Source organism: Proteiniphilum sp., assembly GCF_034927365.1.
GTDB lineage: Bacteria > Bacteroidota > Bacteroidia > Bacteroidales > Dysgonomonadaceae > Proteiniphilum.
In genome coordinates this window covers 1-17,864 of record NZ_JAYFQD010000021.1, presented here as the reverse complement: position 1 = coordinate 17,864, position 17,864 = coordinate 1, and the positions used below count along the sequence as shown (strand labels likewise).

The 17,864-nt window shown below is 42.2% G+C and carries 17 protein-coding genes; 9 read left to right on the top strand and 8 right to left on the bottom strand.

Annotated features, from left to right (window positions below; translation table 11 throughout):
• Positions 1 to 159 precede the first annotated feature (159 nt).
• Both VB073_RS13275 and VB073_RS13270 read right to left on the bottom strand, forming a co-directional pair.
• Positions 160 to 2,280 (bottom strand): M3 family metallopeptidase, encoded by a 2,121-nt coding sequence (locus VB073_RS13275; RefSeq protein ID WP_323404670.1) that lies wholly within the window; start codon positions 2,278 to 2,280, stop codon positions 160 to 162.
• A gap of 175 nt (positions 2,281 to 2,455) precedes the next feature.
• Entirely contained in the window at positions 2,456 to 4,330 is a 1,875-nt protein-coding gene (locus VB073_RS13270) for an SLC13 family permease (RefSeq protein WP_323404669.1), read from the bottom strand.
• A 183-nt stretch (positions 4,331 to 4,513) separates the two neighbouring features.
• On the opposite strand from VB073_RS13270, the gene VB073_RS13265 reads away from it, so the two are divergent.
• The 4 genes from VB073_RS13265 (at position 4,514) to VB073_RS13250 (ending at position 8,327) form a co-directional block, all read left to right on the top strand.
• The gene (locus tag VB073_RS13265) at positions 4,514 to 5,458 is read left to right on the top strand and encodes an SPFH domain-containing protein (RefSeq protein ID WP_323404668.1); all 945 of its coding nucleotides are present in this window, start codon (positions 4,514 to 4,516) and stop codon (positions 5,456 to 5,458) included.
• Positions 5,459 to 5,566: 108 nt separating this feature from the next.
• Entirely contained in the window at positions 5,567 to 5,728 is a 162-nt protein-coding gene (locus VB073_RS13260) for an Arc family DNA-binding protein (RefSeq protein WP_323404667.1), read from the top strand.
• 287 nt (positions 5,729 to 6,015) lie between these two features.
• Positions 6,016 to 6,384: a BlaI/MecI/CopY family transcriptional regulator gene (locus tag VB073_RS13255; protein ID WP_323404666.1), complete on the top strand. Its 369-nt coding sequence runs from the start codon at positions 6,016 to 6,018 to the stop codon at positions 6,382 to 6,384.
• 5 nt (positions 6,385 to 6,389) lie between these two features.
• Complete coding sequence (locus VB073_RS13250; RefSeq protein ID WP_323404665.1) at positions 6,390 to 8,327, top strand: TonB-dependent receptor plug domain-containing protein; 1,938 nt, start codon at positions 6,390 to 6,392, stop codon at positions 8,325 to 8,327.
• Here VB073_RS13250 and VB073_RS13245 read toward each other — a convergent pair.
• The 5 genes from VB073_RS13245 to VB073_RS13225 all read right to left on the bottom strand — a co-directional run bounded on the left by VB073_RS13245 (position 8,322) and on the right by VB073_RS13225 (position 12,023).
• Entirely contained in the window at positions 8,322 to 9,104 is a 783-nt protein-coding gene (locus VB073_RS13245; RefSeq protein ID WP_323404664.1) for an MBL fold metallo-hydrolase, read from the bottom strand. The two genes, VB073_RS13250 and VB073_RS13245, sit on opposite strands and share 6 nt — an antisense overlap.
• A 274-nt stretch (positions 9,105 to 9,378) precedes the next feature.
• Positions 9,379 to 10,290: a hypothetical protein gene (locus tag VB073_RS13240; protein WP_323404663.1), complete on the bottom strand. Its 912-nt coding sequence runs from the start codon at positions 10,288 to 10,290 to the stop codon at positions 9,379 to 9,381.
• Positions 10,291 to 10,561: 271 nt separating this feature from the next.
• Positions 10,562 to 11,017: a DUF6108 family protein gene (locus VB073_RS13235; RefSeq protein WP_323404662.1), complete on the bottom strand. Its 456-nt coding sequence runs from the start codon at positions 11,015 to 11,017 to the stop codon at positions 10,562 to 10,564.
• A 44-nt stretch (positions 11,018 to 11,061) separates the two neighbouring features.
• Positions 11,062 to 11,511 carry a hypothetical protein gene (locus VB073_RS13230; protein WP_323404661.1) on the bottom strand — a complete coding sequence of 150 codons (450 nt, stop codon included), beginning with the start codon at positions 11,509 to 11,511 and terminating at the stop codon, positions 11,062 to 11,064.
• The gene (locus tag VB073_RS13225) at positions 11,508 to 12,023 is read right to left on the bottom strand and encodes a sigma-70 family RNA polymerase sigma factor (protein ID WP_323404660.1); all 516 of its coding nucleotides are present in this window, start codon (positions 12,021 to 12,023) and stop codon (positions 11,508 to 11,510) included. The genes VB073_RS13230 and VB073_RS13225 overlap by 4 nt, the downstream gene beginning before the upstream one ends.
• A 267-nt stretch (positions 12,024 to 12,290) precedes the next feature.
• On the opposite strand from VB073_RS13225, the gene VB073_RS13220 reads away from it, so the two are divergent.
• The 3 genes from VB073_RS13220 (at position 12,291) to VB073_RS13210 (ending at position 15,621) form a co-directional block, all read left to right on the top strand.
• Positions 12,291 to 12,818, top strand: coding sequence for a DUF4924 family protein (locus VB073_RS13220; RefSeq protein WP_323404746.1), 528 nt, complete (start codon positions 12,291 to 12,293; stop codon positions 12,816 to 12,818).
• Positions 12,819 to 13,049: 231 nt separating this feature from the next.
• Positions 13,050 to 14,009: a dTDP-4-dehydrorhamnose reductase gene (rfbD, locus tag VB073_RS13215; RefSeq protein ID WP_323404659.1), complete on the top strand. Its 960-nt coding sequence runs from the start codon at positions 13,050 to 13,052 to the stop codon at positions 14,007 to 14,009.
• A 37-nt stretch (positions 14,010 to 14,046) separates the two neighbouring features.
• Positions 14,047 to 15,621 carry a peptide chain release factor 3 gene (locus VB073_RS13210; RefSeq protein WP_323404658.1) on the top strand — a complete coding sequence of 525 codons (1,575 nt, stop codon included), beginning with the start codon at positions 14,047 to 14,049 and terminating at the stop codon, positions 15,619 to 15,621.
• 60 nt (positions 15,622 to 15,681) lie between these two features.
• On the opposite strand, the gene VB073_RS13205 is transcribed toward VB073_RS13210, so the two are convergent.
• Positions 15,682 to 16,605 carry a mechanosensitive ion channel family protein gene (locus VB073_RS13205; RefSeq protein WP_323404657.1) on the bottom strand — a complete coding sequence of 308 codons (924 nt, stop codon included), beginning with the start codon at positions 16,603 to 16,605 and terminating at the stop codon, positions 15,682 to 15,684.
• Positions 16,606 to 17,026: 421 nt separating this feature from the next.
• Here VB073_RS13205 and VB073_RS13200 point away from each other — a divergent pair, with 421 nt between their 5' ends.
• Entirely contained in the window at positions 17,027 to 17,251 is a 225-nt protein-coding gene (locus VB073_RS13200; protein ID WP_323404745.1) for a dihydrofolate reductase family protein, read from the top strand.
• A 107-nt stretch (positions 17,252 to 17,358) separates the two neighbouring features.
• Positions 17,359 to 17,721 carry a hypothetical protein gene (locus tag VB073_RS13195; RefSeq protein ID WP_323404656.1) on the top strand — a complete coding sequence of 121 codons (363 nt, stop codon included), beginning with the start codon at positions 17,359 to 17,361 and terminating at the stop codon, positions 17,719 to 17,721.
• Positions 17,722 to 17,864: the final 143 nt, after the last annotated feature.

Sequence of the window (17,864 nt, the reverse complement as noted above, 5' to 3'; positions counted from 1 at the left end):
TGTTTACATGAAAAATTAAGGCATATCCGATGCCTATTTTATTTTGAGCGTGCAAATATACGTTTTTTTATCTTTTTAAGAACAATATCACCGGATAATTTTTCTCTAAGATTATCCGGTGATGTGAAAAACGGGAAAACCCTCCTGCTCTTATTCGATTTATTCTACAAACCCTCTATTTTTTAACAGAAAGACCGGATTGGGTTCTGCACCACGGAATCTTTTGTATAGTTCCATAGGATCATCGGAGTTCCCTTTCGATAATACATTATCACGGAACCTGGCAGCTGTGGCTTTATCAAAAATACCATTCTCCACAAAAGCCTGGAAAGCATCCGCATCGAGCACTTCAGCCCAGAGGTATGCATAATATCCTGCAGAGTATCCGCCACTGAAGATATGGGAGAAATAGGTGCTGCGGTAACGTGGAATAATTTCATCGATCAGCCCGATCTTTTGCATCGATTTCTTTTCGAATTCACGTACATCGAATGTTTTTGCTGAGGTTTGTGTGTGATAGTCCATATCGAGCAGGGCCGCAGCGACAAATTCGGTGGTTGTAAAGCCCATATTGAATTTGGATGCAGCGTCGATCTTGGCAATCAACTCGTCGGGAATTACTTCTCCGGTTTGATAATGCTTGGCGTAGAGTTTAAGTACATCGGGGTGGAATGCCCAATGTTCCATTACCTGTGAAGGTAGTTCCACAAAATCGCGGGACACACTCGTGCCGGCAACACTGGCATAAGTGACATTCGACATCATGCCGTGAAGTGCGTGTCCGAATTCGTGGAAGAGGGTTTCCACTTCATCGAGCGTGAGTAAGGCCGGAGTGGTGGCGGTGGGGCGGGTGAAGTTACCCACGTTATGTATAAGAGGGCGGATATTTTCGCCGTTGAGTACTCTTTGTCCCCTGAAGCTGGTCATCCATGCACCAGCGCCCTTGCCCGGGCGAGGGAAATAATCGGTGTAAAAAACGGCCAAATGGGAACCATTCGCATTGAGTACTTCATAAGCTTCCACTTCGGGATGATATACCGGAACATTTTCCAGTTTCCTGAAATTGATTCCGTATAACCGGTTGGCTACTTCAAATACCCCCTCACGCACATTTTCCATTTTGAAGTATGGTTTGATCTCCTCCTCATTGAGCGAGTATTTCTGCTGACGTAGCTTTTCGGTATAATACCACCAGTCCCACGATGCCAGTTTGAAGTTGCCCCCTTCGGCATCGATCATTTTTTGCAGTTCAACTGCCTCTTTTTTTGCCTGGGGCAATGCATATGCCCAGACATCATTAAGCAGTTTGTAGACATTCTCCGGTGACTTGGCCATACTTTCTTCGAGCACAAAATCGGCATGAGTATTATATCCCAGCATTTGTGCCTTTTCGATACGCAGATTCACGATATCATTAATGATTTTTTTGTTATCATTATCGTTATCGTTGTCCCCACGCATGTACATGGCTTTGTAGAGTTTTTCGCGGAGTTCACGTTTTTCCGAATATTGCAGGAACGGTAACCAGCTTGGCTTTTGCAGGCCGAATACCCACTTCCCTTCTTCTTTGGCTTCCTTGGCCGCTTCCGCTGCTGCTGCGATGACACCTTCGGGGAGTCCGGCAAGATCTTCCTTATTGTCAATCACCAGTTTGTAACTGTTGGTTTCATTCAGCAGGTTATTGCCGAAGCTGAGTGTAAGTCCGGACAGCTCTTTGTTGATTTCACGCAGCCTGTTTTTTTTGCTTTCGTCCAGCAAAATACCGGACCGTACAAAGTTTTTGTAGTAATTATCCAGTACCCGGTACTGTTCTTTGTCGAGATCCATACCGGTAGTGTCGTCATGCAACACTTTGATACGGTTGAATAACTTTTCATTCAGATTGATGTTGTCGGAATGCTCTGACAAGAGAGGGGATAGTTCCACGGCCAACTTCTGTATGGAGTCGTTGGTCTCGGCACTTTTCAAAGCATAAAAGACACGGGATACACGAGTGAGCAGGAGCCCGCTATTTTCTATGGCGACGATGGTGTTTTCGAAAGTGGGTGTATCGGGATTGTTGGCGATGGCATCAATCTCCTTAGCCTGTTCTTCCATTCCTTTCAGGAATGCCGGTTTGTAATCTTCAAAAGTTATCCGGTCGAAAGGAGGCATATCGAACGGAGTGTTGTACTCGGAGTTAAAAATAGCTCCCGGTTCGCTGCTTTCTTTACCGGTATTGGCGTTATTGCATGCAAGTAATGTCATAACTGCTAATGGAATAAAAAGAAATTTTCTCATTCGACTATTCATTAAATATAATTTAAACGATCAGGAATACCAGAGTTAATCGGCACCTTTATAAAATTGTGACAAAGTTACGATTTTTACTTAAATATTCAAGTTTTACCGTTCATATACATATTTCAACGGATTAGATGATAGTTTGAATAGTTATTCGTTGATCATTTGTCTTTTAGAAGGGAAATAATAAGGGTAAAATAAAGATCATAATAATACCTACAATAAGTTGTAGGGGGAGTCCTACCTTTATATAATCAATAAATTTGTATCGTCCGGCAGACATTACCAATGCATTGGGAGGAGTTGCGAACGGGCTTGCAAAGCACATGCTGGCTGCTACAGTCACAGCAAACAAAAACGGGTATGGACTGATGCCGATCGTTACTGCCGATTGAAAGGCAATTGGTGCAAAGAGTACCGCAGTAGCCGTATTGCTTATAAACATTGTCAGTATGGATGTGGCAAGGTAAACGCCAGCCAATACCGATACCGGTCCGAATTGACTCAATCCGTTTACAATGGCATCGGCAATTAAGGAAGAAGCTCCGGTTTTTTCCATGGCAATCGCCAGTGGAAACATACCCGCGAAGAGAAAAGTACTTTCCCAGTTGATACTTTTGTAGGCCGATTCCACGTTACGGAAACATCCCAGAATAATCATCAGCAGCGCCGCCATCATGGTTGCAATCACGGTAGGTACTATGTTGAAAACCATTGCCACGATCATTAATACCATGATAGCCGCAGCGATCGGCGCTTTATGGTCGCGTGGGATTTTTAGTGCATTTTCCATGGGTTGTCCTACCACAACCCATTCCGATGTCTCCTGATTCAGTTTTTCTATATCCGACCATTTTCCCTGTACCAGTAATACGTCGCCCGAGAGCATTTTTTCATCCTTCACATCCTGGAGGATATATCCGGCTTTGCGTTGTATCCCCAGTATGTTTACATTATAAAGTTGTCGGAAATTTGATTCCTTCACACGTTTATTGATAAGTTTCGAAGTGGACATTAAAACTACTTCAGCAATACCGATTTCACTGAATTCGAATCCACCTGATCTGGAAACCGATCGGCCGTTATCGTTACCTTCCGTTTCATGGGTATCGATCATTTTCAAGCCGTTTCTATTGATGAGTACCGTTACATCATCGAAATTTCCGAAGACATATATTATATCGTCTTCTTTGAAAGTACTTGATGGTCCCGCCATCTTCATATCCACGGTTTTATGAAAACGGTTTCGGGAGTTAATTCTGCGTATCTCAAGAATGCTTACATTATAACTTTGGGTGATATTTAATTCCTGTAAAGATTTATCGATAAATGGCGAATTTTTTTCAACTTGTACCCTGTATAGATTCTCCGCCAATTGGTACTCGGATACCAATTGGTTGAGAGACTTGTTTTTCTTTACGGCAGAATTCTCTTTGTCCTTGCCAGCTACCAACATTTTGCTGAGAGGCCAGAGCAGGACGATGCCAAGTGTAAGAGTGATGAGTCCCACAGGTAAAAACGAGAAGAAGGATAATCCTTCGAAGCCTCCGCTGATTAACGCGTCGTTAATGATAAGGTTGGGAGGTGTACTGATGAGTGTGAGTAATCCTAAACTACTGGCAAAAGCCATGGGCATCAGAAAGCGCCGTGAATCGGTCTTTGCTTCGGACGCCAGACTCATCACGATGGGCAGCATCAACGCCACCGTACCTGTATTGCTGACAAACCCTCCAATACCTCCGGTGACCAGCATCACCAGGATAAATAGTTTAAATTGATTGCCTCCGGCCAAAGTGAGGATTTTTGTACTGATCATTTTGGCAAGTCCTGTCTGGAAAATCCCTCCTCCTACGATGAACAGGCTGACGATCATGATAACCACAGAATTGGAAAAACCCGATAATCCCTCTTCCGGTGTAATAATGCCAGTCAGTACCAATAATACGAGAGAAGATAAAGCGACAATATCCGACCGTATTTTTCCCCATACAAAGAAAGTAACCGTCAGAAGGATAACCCCAAAAACCATAAGAACGTTTATATCCATTTTAATAGGTAGTATGAAATAGTATAATGATAAGGATATTGCGAGGAAGATGGCGCTTGAATTCAAAACCTGATCATCACAACGGATACAAAGATACTATTTTTTTTTGAAAAAATTTTGGTTATCAAAAAAGTATTGATATATTTGTGATATTAAAATAATATCATTTTAAATTATATGATTATGGGAACAAAAGAATTCAGTTTTAAAGGTTTTAGAGCGAACGGCTTTTTGATGGTTTTTGTAATGCTGGTCATGTTGGCGGGGATTATGTGGCTTTTTCCTTTGGGGGAGTCATGGAGTGTCATCCTGGCGATAATATTGCTGGTTACGTGGATCATCATGTATCTGGGATATACAAAGCTGGAACCAAATGTGGCAGTCGTGATGATCTTTTTCGGAAAATATAAAGGGGTATTGAAGGAGAACGGATTCTTTTGGGTTAATCCCTTTATGACAAAGAAAAAGCTCTCCTTGCGTGCACGAAACCTGAATGTGGATCCTATCAAAGTAAATGATAAGGTGGGTAATCCAGTATTGATTGGTTTGGTATTGGTCTGGAAGTTGAAGGATACCTATAAGGCGATGTTCGAGATAGATGCACAGACGATGGCGGCATCGAGGCCGGGCAAGGACGGTACAATTACTTATACGGTAGGTAAGCAGATGGATGCTTTTGAGAATTTTGTAGCAGTACAGAGTGATGCTGCATTGCGGCAGGTTGCAGGGCTTTATGCCTACGATAATAATGTGATTTCGGACACCGAATTGACATTGCGGTCGGGAGGGGAGGAGATCAACGAAGATCTTTTGAGAGAATTAAATACTCGTTTGGAGATGGCAGGGATTGAAGTGGTGGAAGCACGTATCAATTATCTTGCGTATGCTCCGGAGATTGCAGCAGTGATGCTTCGCCGCCAGCAGGCCGAAGCCATTATTTCGGCACGTGAGAAGATCGTGGAAGGAGCAGTGACAATGGTGAAAATGGCGTTGGATAGGATTGACGACGAAAATATTGTTGAACTCGACAGCGACAAGAAAGCAGCAATGGTGAGTAACCTTCTCGTGGTGCTTTGTGCAGACGAATCGGCACAGCCGGTATTGAATACGGGAACGTTGTATCATTAGAGTGGATAGGTGATAGGTGGGATGGAAAAAAGGTTTTGATAGGGACCAATAAGCCTGATGATCTGAGGATGGTATTGTTGAAACTTGAAAAGATGGAGCAAATAAATAATGGCTAAAAAAGAAAAAACGACTAAGAATTTCGCTTTGCGATTGGATGCGGATACCATGGATGCGATCGAGAAATGGGCTGCCGACGAATTTCGCAGTGTGAACGGTCAAATTCAATGGATATTGGATCAGGCGCTCCGAAAAAATGGGCGGTTGAAGTGATATGAATCGTTGAATGATTTATTTTCCATTTTTGTAACTTGTAATAGTTCAATATTAAGCATAAAACCGATTGAAAATCAATCGGTTTTTCTTTGATTTAAAAAATTAACGAATAAGTATAGTTTATTTAACTAAATTGTTTCGTTTTGAAACGAATTGTTTTAGTTATATTTGCAGTGTGATTGATTTTATCAGGTTTTGTGGATCCAATAAGGATGAAACGTTTGAAAAAGTAGAGGATCACAAAACGTTCGGAATTGAAGTATAACAGTTTAATAATCGGAAATATGAAGGAGTTGACAGCCAGAGAGGAAGAGGTGATGCGTTTTTTTTGGGATGAGGGTTCCTTGTTTGTAAGGCAATTGGTTGAGAAATATCCCGATCCTAAACCTCATTTCAATACATTATCGACCTATGCACGTATGTTGGAAGAGAAAGGGTTTCTTTCGCACGAAGCATTTGGAAGTACTTACCGTTATTATCCGATCATCAGTGAAGAGGAATACCGGAATGGCACATTGAGAAGCGTGGTGAAGAAGTATTTCGATAATTCCTACCTGAGTGTAGTCTCGTCGCTGATAAAAGAACAGGATATCTCGGTGGAGGAGATACGGAGGTTATTGGATGAAGTGGAAAACCAGGACGATAAAAAATGATTGCCATGGAACTTTTTCTCTATTGGATACTGCGGGCATCTATCCTGATGGCCCTGTTTTATGGCTTATATAAGATCTTTTTTGCCAATAACACGTTTCATTCGGTGAATCGTTTTATGTTATTGTCTGTCTTGCCCGTGATATCGCTGCTTCCTCTTTTTCGATTCCATCTTATTCCGGAGAGGGTTTTGAAACCGGAAACGGTTACAACAACATTTACCATGGATCTCTCATACCTGCCCGTCACTGAACTGGTGGAGGTTGAACCGAGAATGGAAATTCCATGGATGGAGATTACGATGGTTTTGTTTGGCATTGGAGTTCTTTTCACCCTTATCCGTTATCTGACAGGGTTAAGCCAGATAATCACCCTTATCCGGAAATCGGAGAAAGAAATATTAGCTGATCATACTGTTTTGTGTGTGACTGATAGAAATATCTCACCATTCAGTTGGATGAAATATATTGTCATTTCCCGTAAAGATTTGTTTTCCGATGGAGAGGCAGTGATACGTCATGAAAAGGCGCATATATTCTTATACCATTCTATCGATATGATTTTTTTCGATCTTTTCAGCTGCATTTTCTGGTTCAATCCTTTCTCATGGTTGTTGCGCCGGGAAATCCAGTCGGTCCATGAATATCAGGCCGATCAGCAGGTCCTTAACAATGGAATTGATACAAAACAATACCAACTTTTATTAATCCGCAAAAGCGTAGGCGAATATAAATTTGCATTGGCGAATAATTTCCGTCAACGTGACTTGCACAAACGAATTACTATGATGAAGAAAAACAAGACAGACCGGCGAATGAAATGGAATTATCTGATGACACTTCCGGCAGTGTTGCTGGCTATGATCGCTCTTTCGGTACCGAAACTGAATGCAAGCATCCCGGAGAAGAAGAGCAATGAGGCGATAGAAAAAGGAGTGGTTGAGAGGGTGACTGATGCACAGGGAACAAAAGATTCTGTGATTATAACTGTTGAGGATGTGGATGTAAATGCTAATCCTCTTGATTTGGGAAAAGCAAAGATTACTCCGAAAGACTCAGTATTAACCATCCGTTTAAAAGAAGACGAAGGTTATTGGATAAGAGGAATGGATACTATTAACCATCCATTAATCTTTATAGATGATCAAAAAGCCAGTACTGATGCATTGAGTAAACTCGATCCGAATAATATCAAATCCTTCTCTGTCTTAAAAGATGCGACGGCCGTCGATATTTACGGAGTAGACGGCAAGCATGGAGTGGTGTTAGTTACTACAAAAGAATATAAAAAGGATGCCACGACAACAGAGGCAGCTACGGAAAAGCCTCTGCAGAGAGTAGAGAAGGAGGTAATAGCAGTGAGAGGTCGCAATCCTCTGGATTGGGATCAGATGAAAGAAAATCCTCCCCTGATTTTTGTCGACAGTGAAAAAATGCCGAAGGATTTCGATATTTCTTCTATTGATCCCAATGATATCGAGTCGTTCTCGGTACTGAAAGGTAAAGCATCCATTGACGCTTATGATGTAGAAGGGAAAAATGGAGCGATCCTGTTTACGACAAAGAATCCTAAAAAAAAGAAACAGCCATTGCAATATACGGCTGACAGTATAATTGTTTCGTCGTTTAAAAATAGTACAGATACAGTTTCAAGTCTGACTATCTCAACAACACCGACACCTTCCCTTACTTATATACCCTCTCAATTTAATTTTTCGGATCTTAAAGAATTTGTGAGGGATAGATTGAAGTTGAAAGTGGAAAATTCGGACAAAACTCTTCCTCTTATCATTGTCGATGGAGAAAAAAAGCCGAAAGATTTTGATCTGAATTCCATCCCGATGGATGGGATTAAATCTATATCTGTGAGACAAGGTGATTCTTCTTCCATTTATGGAGAAGAAGGAAAGAACGGAGTCGTTAATATTACGACAAAGAAATTATAACGGGGTCGAGACTGTATAGGCATCGTGATAAAAGATAAGCGTACGCTTATCTTTTTTTGCTTTGTCCATGAAACGTTTTTTTTCTTCCATGGCTATGGCGACGCTGTTGTCGTAGCCGGAAAGCCAACTCAGAGAGAGGTTGAGCGAGGTGGGTACCACATCTCCGGGAAAGGCGTAATTTCCTTCTTTGGTATTAAAAAGTACCACGATTTGTCCGGGCGTATGACCGTCGTAGAGTTCCAACCATATTTGGTCATCGAGTTGCATATCTTCCAGTACGAATTGTAATTGTCCCGCATCATATACCGGTTCAATGTTATCGGCAAAGAAAGAACCCTTCTCAAAGAGTGAGGGATTACGATAATTTTTCCACTGCGCGAGGCTTAGGTGGTAAGTCGCGTTAGGATAGGTGGGAACCGTTTCTTTCTTATCGTTGAAGACAGTACAACCGCCACAATGATCGAAATGGAGATGTGTGATAATTACATCGGTCACCTCTTCGGGTGTGTATCCGATTTTCCGGATTTCTTCAGCAATCTCTTTCTGGTGGAACGGTTGGAAGAATTTCAACCTTGAGTTGTGTTTATTGCCGATCCCCGCGTCAATCAGGATACGTCTTTTTTCTGTCTCGATAAAGAGGCAGCGAAGCGCCATCACACTCATATTCTTTTCGTCGGCCTTATATTTTGTCGACCAATATTTTTTTGGCACGGTACCAAACATCACTCCGCCATCGCCATGGAAATATCCCGATTCAATAATATGGAACTTGATCATACTGTTTTTATATTTCTGCAAAATTACCGCTTTTTACCGTATTCGGTATAGCGTATGCCTAAAAACATTGTTGAATGACCTCCAAAAAAGAAGTAGTTCTTTAACGGATTTGTTCATTGAGATCGCTATGCCCTGCACCGGAAAAGCAAGAATACCCGTTGTGAGAGTAGAGCATGCCATGAATTGAGAACCGGGAAAATATCTTTTTAAAGAAGATATAATCCCGGTCTGCTTATTGTAGAGTTTAAAATAGTGTATTACTAATTTTCCTGTGTCAGAAGTAGAGTTGTAGGCCAATGGTGGCCTGATTGGCTTTTGGCCCTTTGTTTTCATTGAAGAGGCTAAATGGTGAGTAGGAAACAAAGAAACCAAAGTCATTGAATCCTCCTTGCACCAACAGATCCATTGTAACGGGACGGATATTCAGCTCACCGGGGTGCTTGATTTTCTGTTTATTCCCTCTCTCATCATTCTTCCATATTTTGGATGACGAGGCTGTCTTCACTTTGGCAACCACTCCTGCGTTGATGAAGAAAAGTGAACTTCTGTTGGTCTCAATAAGAAAAGGAAAGGTGAGATAGGTATAGTGGAGGCGGGATCTTCTATATTCATTGCCCGGTTCGGTGGTGGTGATGATCGATTTGTAATCCTCTACTTCGATGGCTTTGTTGGTCTGCCAGTGAATGGCGTTGAACTGGATACCCATACCGATGATTCCGGTGAAGTTACTGTTGCCCAGTAATCTTGACTTTTCAATGAGATTGAGATTGTATTGTAATGAACGGCTCTGATTAGTGATTGAGGCCAGTTCTCCGTTGAAATCAAGACCTTCAGGCAAATTGGCAAATCCGATACCGAAACCTGCCCAGTGTGATGAGGCATCGACATTACGATTACGTTTGCTCTTCGGCTTGAGAATACTGGGTATGGCGATGTCGAAATGGTTCTGATATACCCGTTCGATACTTCTTCCTTCGGAAAAGATTCCCTCATAGACTTTCTGGCTTTGTACGGTATCTCCCTGCTCATTGCGATGGTATACCGAGATGTTCATTTCGTTGTTCTCTTCGGAAATTACGACTTTGCGATCGTTATAATGAAACGTAGTATCAGGAGGTAATACCGGAGAGGCCGTTACACATACTGCGACCAGCAAAAAAGCGATGATTGTTTCAATTTTTTTCATTGTCTTATATAGTTTAATGTTTATTTTTATTTTGAGATTTTCAGAACCAAGACTCTCAGAACCAAGATTTTTAGAACCAAGACTTTCAGAATCAAGACTTTCAGAACCAAGACTTTCAGAACCAATATTTTTAGAGCCAAGCATTGCAGAACGTTTTCTCCGTTCAAAAAATGCGTTGAAACATTTTGCTTCTTAAGAGAATCGAGAGCTCAGATTTTGTAAGTGAAAAATTTATTCTTGGATTTCTTAACTTCTCCACTCCTTAACTTTTTCACTTCTTAATAAACAACCTGTTAATCAACTCTTCCGATTCCTGTCCGCCTTCCATATAGATGAGCGTAGCAGTTCCGTCATTCCCAATTTTGAACAAGATGTACCGGTTCGTGTGATTTTTTTCTTCCGACAGTTGATAATATCCGGAGGAAATAATACCGTTACTGATGACTTCTTTTATCTGTCGTGCTTGTTTTTTGTCCACTTCCAGACATTGTTGTATGTCATTCAGAATGGCTTTATCATATTGCACGGTAATACTGCGATATTTATCAAGTTTGTAGTTATAAAGCTCCTTGCCTGAGGAAACGACCATCGTGGCCCCTTTTTGCTTGCCATACTTTTCAAAGATAGTATTGATCCTCAGGTTTTCCTGTGCATGTGCAGCTATCCCCGAGGTCGTCAACAACAGGAGAAGGATAAGCAGGCGAGGGAATGTCTTTTCTATTTTCATCGTGATAACGTGTTGATGTTATTATTTTAACTTTATTGCCAGTTTCACTCCAGCATGAAACGGAGTTGATCTTCAATAATATCAGTTTCGGGTTTTACTTTGCCGAAAGCCGACTCTGCATATTCGCGCACAGTGGAAGGATCGGTAATCTGTTGTCCATCTATCCAGACATAGTCTCCGTTCGAGGATCCGCTACCGGGTCGGGTAAGGATCAGGACAGCGACAATGAAGATGGCTGCCACAGCGGCGATTGACCGCAGTCTTTTGAAAAATAAAGAGTTGCGTCGGACGGGGGCACTGCTTTTCTGCTGTATCTCATTCAGCACAGCTAAGGCTGCTGCTTCGTCGTCGAGAAAGCGGAATAGTGAGGTGTATCCCTTCAACTCCTCGGGGATCTCCTTCTGTGCGAAATAGCGGCGGAGTATCTTTTCCTCTTCGGCAGAAGTTTCTCCTTCGAAATATTTATCTATAAGATGTCGAATATCTGTTGTCATTCTGTTGCTTGTTTGTGTTGATAATAGCTGAAGTACAATTCTCGAATCCGTTTGCGGGCCCGTGAGAGGTTGTTGCGCACTGATTCGGCTGTTATACCTGTCATTTCTGTAATCTCGCCGGTTTCATATCCTTCGATATCTTTCATCTGTAAGATCCGCTGTTGTAATGGCGGCAGCATTTCAATGATCCGGCGAATGGCATCTCGTTCCTCTTTTTCTTCAAGCACCGAATCGGGGAGTTGTTCTCCTGTTTCTTTGCCAAGTAGTTCCACTTCATCAGAGAATGGTTTCCGGCTTCGGATCTTGTCGATACTCAGGTTCCTGACCATTGTCGTACAGTATGCTTCCATATTTTCATATTGATCGAAACGGTCACGGTAGTGCCATATCTTGAGGCATACATCCTGCACCACATCCTCCGCATCTTCGGTATTTCCGGTGATGTGGCGGGCAACTGCGAGTAATGATGGGCGCAGTGCGACGACTATTTTTTTGTATTCAACAATGTCCATACTCATTTAATCCGACGAGAAAGGGTGTCAAAACGTATCATCGGAACAGAAAAATTTTTGAATATTTTTTTCAGGTACGATAAATATGTGGTTTGAAGACAATGTTTACCTGATTTCACAGTAGCAGGCAGTAGGTGTTGTAGAGGAAAATATCGAACTACTATGATGGAAAACTTGATCATTCGTTGTACTTTTGCACAAAAATAGCAAAAACTATGGTTATTAAACCTGTTCTCCTGAAAGGTGAGAAGGATATTAATCTGTATTATGTGGATAGCCCGGCAAAAGAAACAAGAAAATATCGCTGAATATATGCTCTATATGTGGCAATTGGAAGATATCTTACGCTCCTATGGGTTGGATATCGACAAGGTGCAGTATTCTCTGATCGACCCTGTGAATTCAACAGAGGAAGAAAAGAGAGAGGCATGCGACTGGTACGAGGGTCTGATCATGATGATGAAATCGGAGGGTGTACAGAAAGAAGGTCACTTGCAAATTAACAAGAACCTGATTATAGACCTTACTGATCTTCATCTGCGATTGTTGAAAGATCCTAAAGAGTCGGCATATATCGGTGTCTATTATAATACACTGCCTCATATTGTGGCTTTAAGAGCAAAGTCGGCAGACAAGGATGTTTCTGAAATAGAAACCTGCTTCACGGCTTTGTACGGATATCTGCTACTGAAACTACAGAAACGGGAAATTTCCGGAGAAACTCAGGCTGCCGTTGCACAGATTACCGGCCTGTTGCGTCTTCTCTCACAAAAATATAAAGAGATTGACGAGTAGTTCAATGTGCCAATATACCTAAATGGTTTAATTGTTTAAATGTTAAACTGTTGAACTGTAGATAGATTAATGGAGACTGATAAGGATCGAAGGAGATTAAATCTAAAATCCTATATCTAAAAGTCTTGGCTCTAACAATCTAACAGTCTTGGTTCTAAAAATCTTGGTTCTAAAAGTCTTGGTTCTAACAGTCTTGATTCTGAAAGTCTTGGTTCTAATTTAATTAAAAATATGCCCATAATTACAGGAATAACCAAACATTTGGGGGGAACAGAAAAAGAAACACCCAAACAACAGTTTTTTTACGGACTGGTACAGAAAAACGTGCTCGTCACGGGTGGCAGCGGACAATTGGGAAAGGAACTGGGAAGATTGACAGATCGTTTGAACCTGCCTTTCCGGTTTTTATTTACTGATGTGGATGATCTGGATGTGACGGACAGGGAGGAGCTTTCCCGGTTCGTGAAAGATTACCGTATCCTTTATATTATCAACTGTGCTGCTTATACAGCTGTAGATAAGGCGGAAGAAGATAGTGATAAGGCGTATCTGGTGAATGGAAAAGCAGTAGAGAATATTGCTATCGTATCAAAGCAAGAGGGTGTAAAGGTGATTCATATATCGACCGATTTCGTGTTTGACGGCCAGTCGGAGATTCCTTATACCGAAAATATGGAACCCCATCCACTCTCGGTTTACGGCCAGTCAAAACTGAAAGGAGAAGAAGCCCTGCAAGCCGTGGGTGGTGAGTGGATGATCATACGCACATCGTGGCTTTATTCCCAATACGGCAATAATTTTGTAAAAACAATGATCGGGCTGATGCAAGAGCGGGAAAGATTGACCATCGTGGATGACCAGTATGGAACTCCCACCTATGCTGCAGATCTGGCAGAACTGATTATACATATCCTGCAGTTCTCCGAAGAAACAGAATGGAAAAGGGGTATTTATCATTTCTCGAACAAGGGTGAGACTACCTGGTTCCGCTTTGCAGAAGAGATTAAAAGAATAACAGGTATTGGCGGTTGTGAATTGATCCCCGTCAAGACCCACGAATACGGAGCCGCCGCTCCTCGCCCGGCATACAGTGTGATGGATCTATCCAAAGTATGCAGTACATTTCGTGTAGAAATTCCCAAGTGGGAAGAGGCGCTAAAAAGATGTGTTGATGCGCTGATTAACGATTAAACAATTCAACGCTTCCACGATTAAACAATAAGAAAGAATGACATTAACAGAAGAGATACAACGTCGGCGTACGTTCGCTGTAATCAGTCACCCTGATGCGGGAAAAACCACACTTACGGAGAAGCTGCTACTCTTTGGAGGGGCTATTCATGTGGCGGGCGCCGTGAAATCGAATAAAATCAAGAAGACAGCGACATCAGACTGGATGGAGATCGAGAAGCAACGCGGTATTTCGGTTGCAACCTCTGTAATGGGATTTGAATATGGACATCATAAGATCAATATTCTGGATACCCCCGGCCACCAGGATTTTGCGGAAGATACATACCGTACGCTCACGGCGGTAGACAGCGTGATTGTGGTAGTGGACGTGGCAAAAGGGGTGGAGGCCCAGACTCGTAAGTTGATGGAGGTCTGCCGTATGCGGCATACACCTGTGATGATTTTTGTCAATAAACTCGACCGGGAAGGAAGAGATCCGTTCGAGATCCTCGACGAGTTGGAGGAAGAACTGAAAGTGAGTGTGCGCCCGTTGAGCTGGCCAATTGATATGGGAGAACGGTTCCGGGGAGTATATAACCTTTATAAGAACAGCCTTGATCTTTATCAACCCAGTAAACAGATGGTGACAGAATCACTAAGGCTCGATATCCACTCCTCCGAGTTGGAGAATCATATTGGTGACCGCTTATCGAAGAAATTGCGTGACGATGTGGAACTGATTACTGAAGTTTATCCTACATTCGACCGTGACGAGTATCTTGCGGGCAGGTTGGCGCCTGTGTTTTTCGGATCGGCTCTCAATAATTTCGGGGTGAAAGAGTTGCTGGATTGCTTTGTGGAGACAGCCCCCTCGCCTCGAGAAGTACAGACTGAGGAGCGGATCGTGGATCCGTATGAGGAGAGTTTCTCCGGATTTGTCTTCAAGATACATGCCAATATGGATCCGAATCACCGTTCCTGTATCGCCTTTGTGAAAGTCTGTTCCGGTAAGTTCGAGCGGAATGTGAACTACAAGCATGTCCGTTTTAACCGGATGATGAAATTTTCATCACCTACCGCTTTTATGGCGCAGAAGAAAGAGATCATGGATGAGGCGTATGCCGGCGATATCGTAGGGTTGCCCGATAATGGTAACTTCAAGATCGGCGATACCCTTACAGCGGGTGAAGATCTGCATTTCAAAGGATTGCCGAGTTTCTCTCCTGAGATGTTCAAGTATATCGAAAATGCCGATCCGATGAAATCGAAGCAACTCCAAAAGGGAGTAGAGCAGCTGATGGACGAAGGAGTGGCACAGCTCTTCACCAATCAGTTCAACGGACGAAGGATCATCGGGACAGTGGGGCAGCTTCAGTTTGAAGTGATACAATACCGGTTGTTGCATGAATATGGAGCACAGTGCCGTTGGGAGCCAATCAGCCTATATAAGGCCTGCTGGATCGAGAGCGATGATGCCGTGCAACTGGCTGATTTCAAAAAACGGAAGTATCAGTATATGGCATACGACAAGGAGGGTCGGGATGTATTTCTGGCCGAATCGAACTATATCTTAATGATGGCACAGCAGGATTTTAAAAATATCCGCTTCCACTTTAGTTCCGAGTATTGACGATCTTTACTGATCGACAGGAGCAGGAGGCTCGTCCCGTAATAATGGTTTTTTCCGTTTTTATGATGGCGAGTCTTCTTCTTTCTTGAGGCAGACCGACATGCGTTGCATCGAGCCAATCATCCCTCTTTCATAGAGCTGCTTGTAAACAGCCTCACTCAAATCGTGATTTACCTCTGACTCGTCCCCCTTCTTTGCCCATACCCTGAAAACGAATTCGAGAGAGTTGGGATTGATCTTTGCCATCCTGGCAAAAGGAGCAGGCTTTTTTAATACTTTTGGATGTTGAGCGGCTGTTTGTAATAGCAACTCTTTTACCTCGTCCACATTACAACCGTAATCTACACTGAAAATAATTTCCGAGCGGAGCATACCATTGAGGCTGTTATTGTTGATGATGCTACCGGTCGATAAAGGTCCGTTGGGAATATAGATCGTCTTATTATCTCCGGTCCTTAATATGGTATGCATAATGCCAATTCGTTCTACTGTGCCTTCCAGATTCTGGGCCTTGATGGTGTCACCGCTTTTAAACGGTTTGCTCAAAAGAATCATTACCCCGCCTGCAAAATTGGAGAGGTTATCCTTCATGGCCAGCCCTATCGCCAGACCTACCGTACCGATAATGGCCGCGATAGATATGGTTTTTACACCCACCGAATTAATGATGATCATGAACAATACAATAAAAAGAAATGTCTGCAGTACACTACTGATAAATCCTTTCAAGGTATTGTCGAGCGAACTTTTCCGCAGTAACCTTGCCACTAAATTATCGACTTTGGTGATAAGAAAACGGCCGATAACAAAGAGTACAACGGCTATAACTATGTTGGCAAGCAGATCGATCCCCCATGCAAGTATATTATCCAGAATGTGATCGTATCTCCCCTCCTTGATCAGTTGACCGAAAGAGGGATCATTGGCCGACCGTGGCACAAAAATGCTATCGGTAGGAAACGTTATTTGAAGAGGTGTCATCATTTCAGTTTTTAAACAGTGTTACATCCCAAAAGTTCAAAAAATTTCGCAGATTTTAGAAGAATCCGGTGAAACAAAGTAAGTACTTTATACCCCGAATAGTTTAAAGGGAATCACTATCTTTGCATTAGGTTAGTATGAAAGTACGGCGGGGCTTACCTCGTTTATATATAACATGATATTCGCTGAACCCTGTCGCGAAAACTGGAAATTTACAAGACAAGAGGAATACAGCAATATTCATGCTATTCCCAACGGTATGGCGTGGGCTTGCTTCTATTTCCTCTTGGGTATTCCAGTACCTCGCGGCGGGATGGTTGTAAGTTCCACGCTTTTTTGCGTGTACTCAACAACCGAAATTGGAGCCTATCCGAATCAGCAAACTTATGTTGTGTCGCGCTATGAATAGAGCGTAAAAGAAAACATACCGTTTATTACGGAAAATGTCATTGAAACCATATCTACTCTGCGTAATGAGCAAGGTAAAGACATTTTGATTGATGAAATGCAAATTTGCTACGTTCCTGTTATTTTAGGTAAAGGAATTCCCTTGTTTCCCGAACAACCTAAAGAATCGAAATGGACACTGAGAAGCAGCAAGGTTTATGATTCAGGGATTTTAAGAGCCGATTACCAAGGAAAAAATTAAAAACTTTCATTCCCCTAAAATATTTCTCATTCTCATTTGTCAGCATAAGTGTAGAGAGCAATCTCGAAAATAAAACTAAAAAAAAATAATTCAAAAATTAAGATTTTATGATGACAAGAGATTTTGGAATGGGATTCTTTGGAAGAATACCTTTCGGACAAGATGTAAGAAAAGAACTTTTTGAAAAATGGTCAACCATGACTGACCAAGAAAAGTTGGAATTTATGAACAAACATATGGAAGCGATGAACGACCGTGAACAGGAGAAACGCGAATTTAGCGTTGCCGCCATCGACCAACGTTGCGAAGAATGGATGAAGAAAACGCCCGAAGAAAAAGAAGCATTCATCAAGGATCGGAAAGAAATGATGGAAAAATTCCACAAACACGCCGGATTCTTCGGACATGGAAGAGGATTCGGATTCGGTTGCCACGAAGAAAATGCGAAGCAGGGAACAGATGCGAAATAATAGTTAAAGCGCCCGACTTGTTTTACGGAAAAGAAAAAACTTTTCCGTAAAATATTTTTTCCGTTCATTTGTCTTCAATAGTAGAGAGTCATTTAAATAATAAGAGATATGAAAAAAATGAGATTTCTGATGCCGTTAGGCTT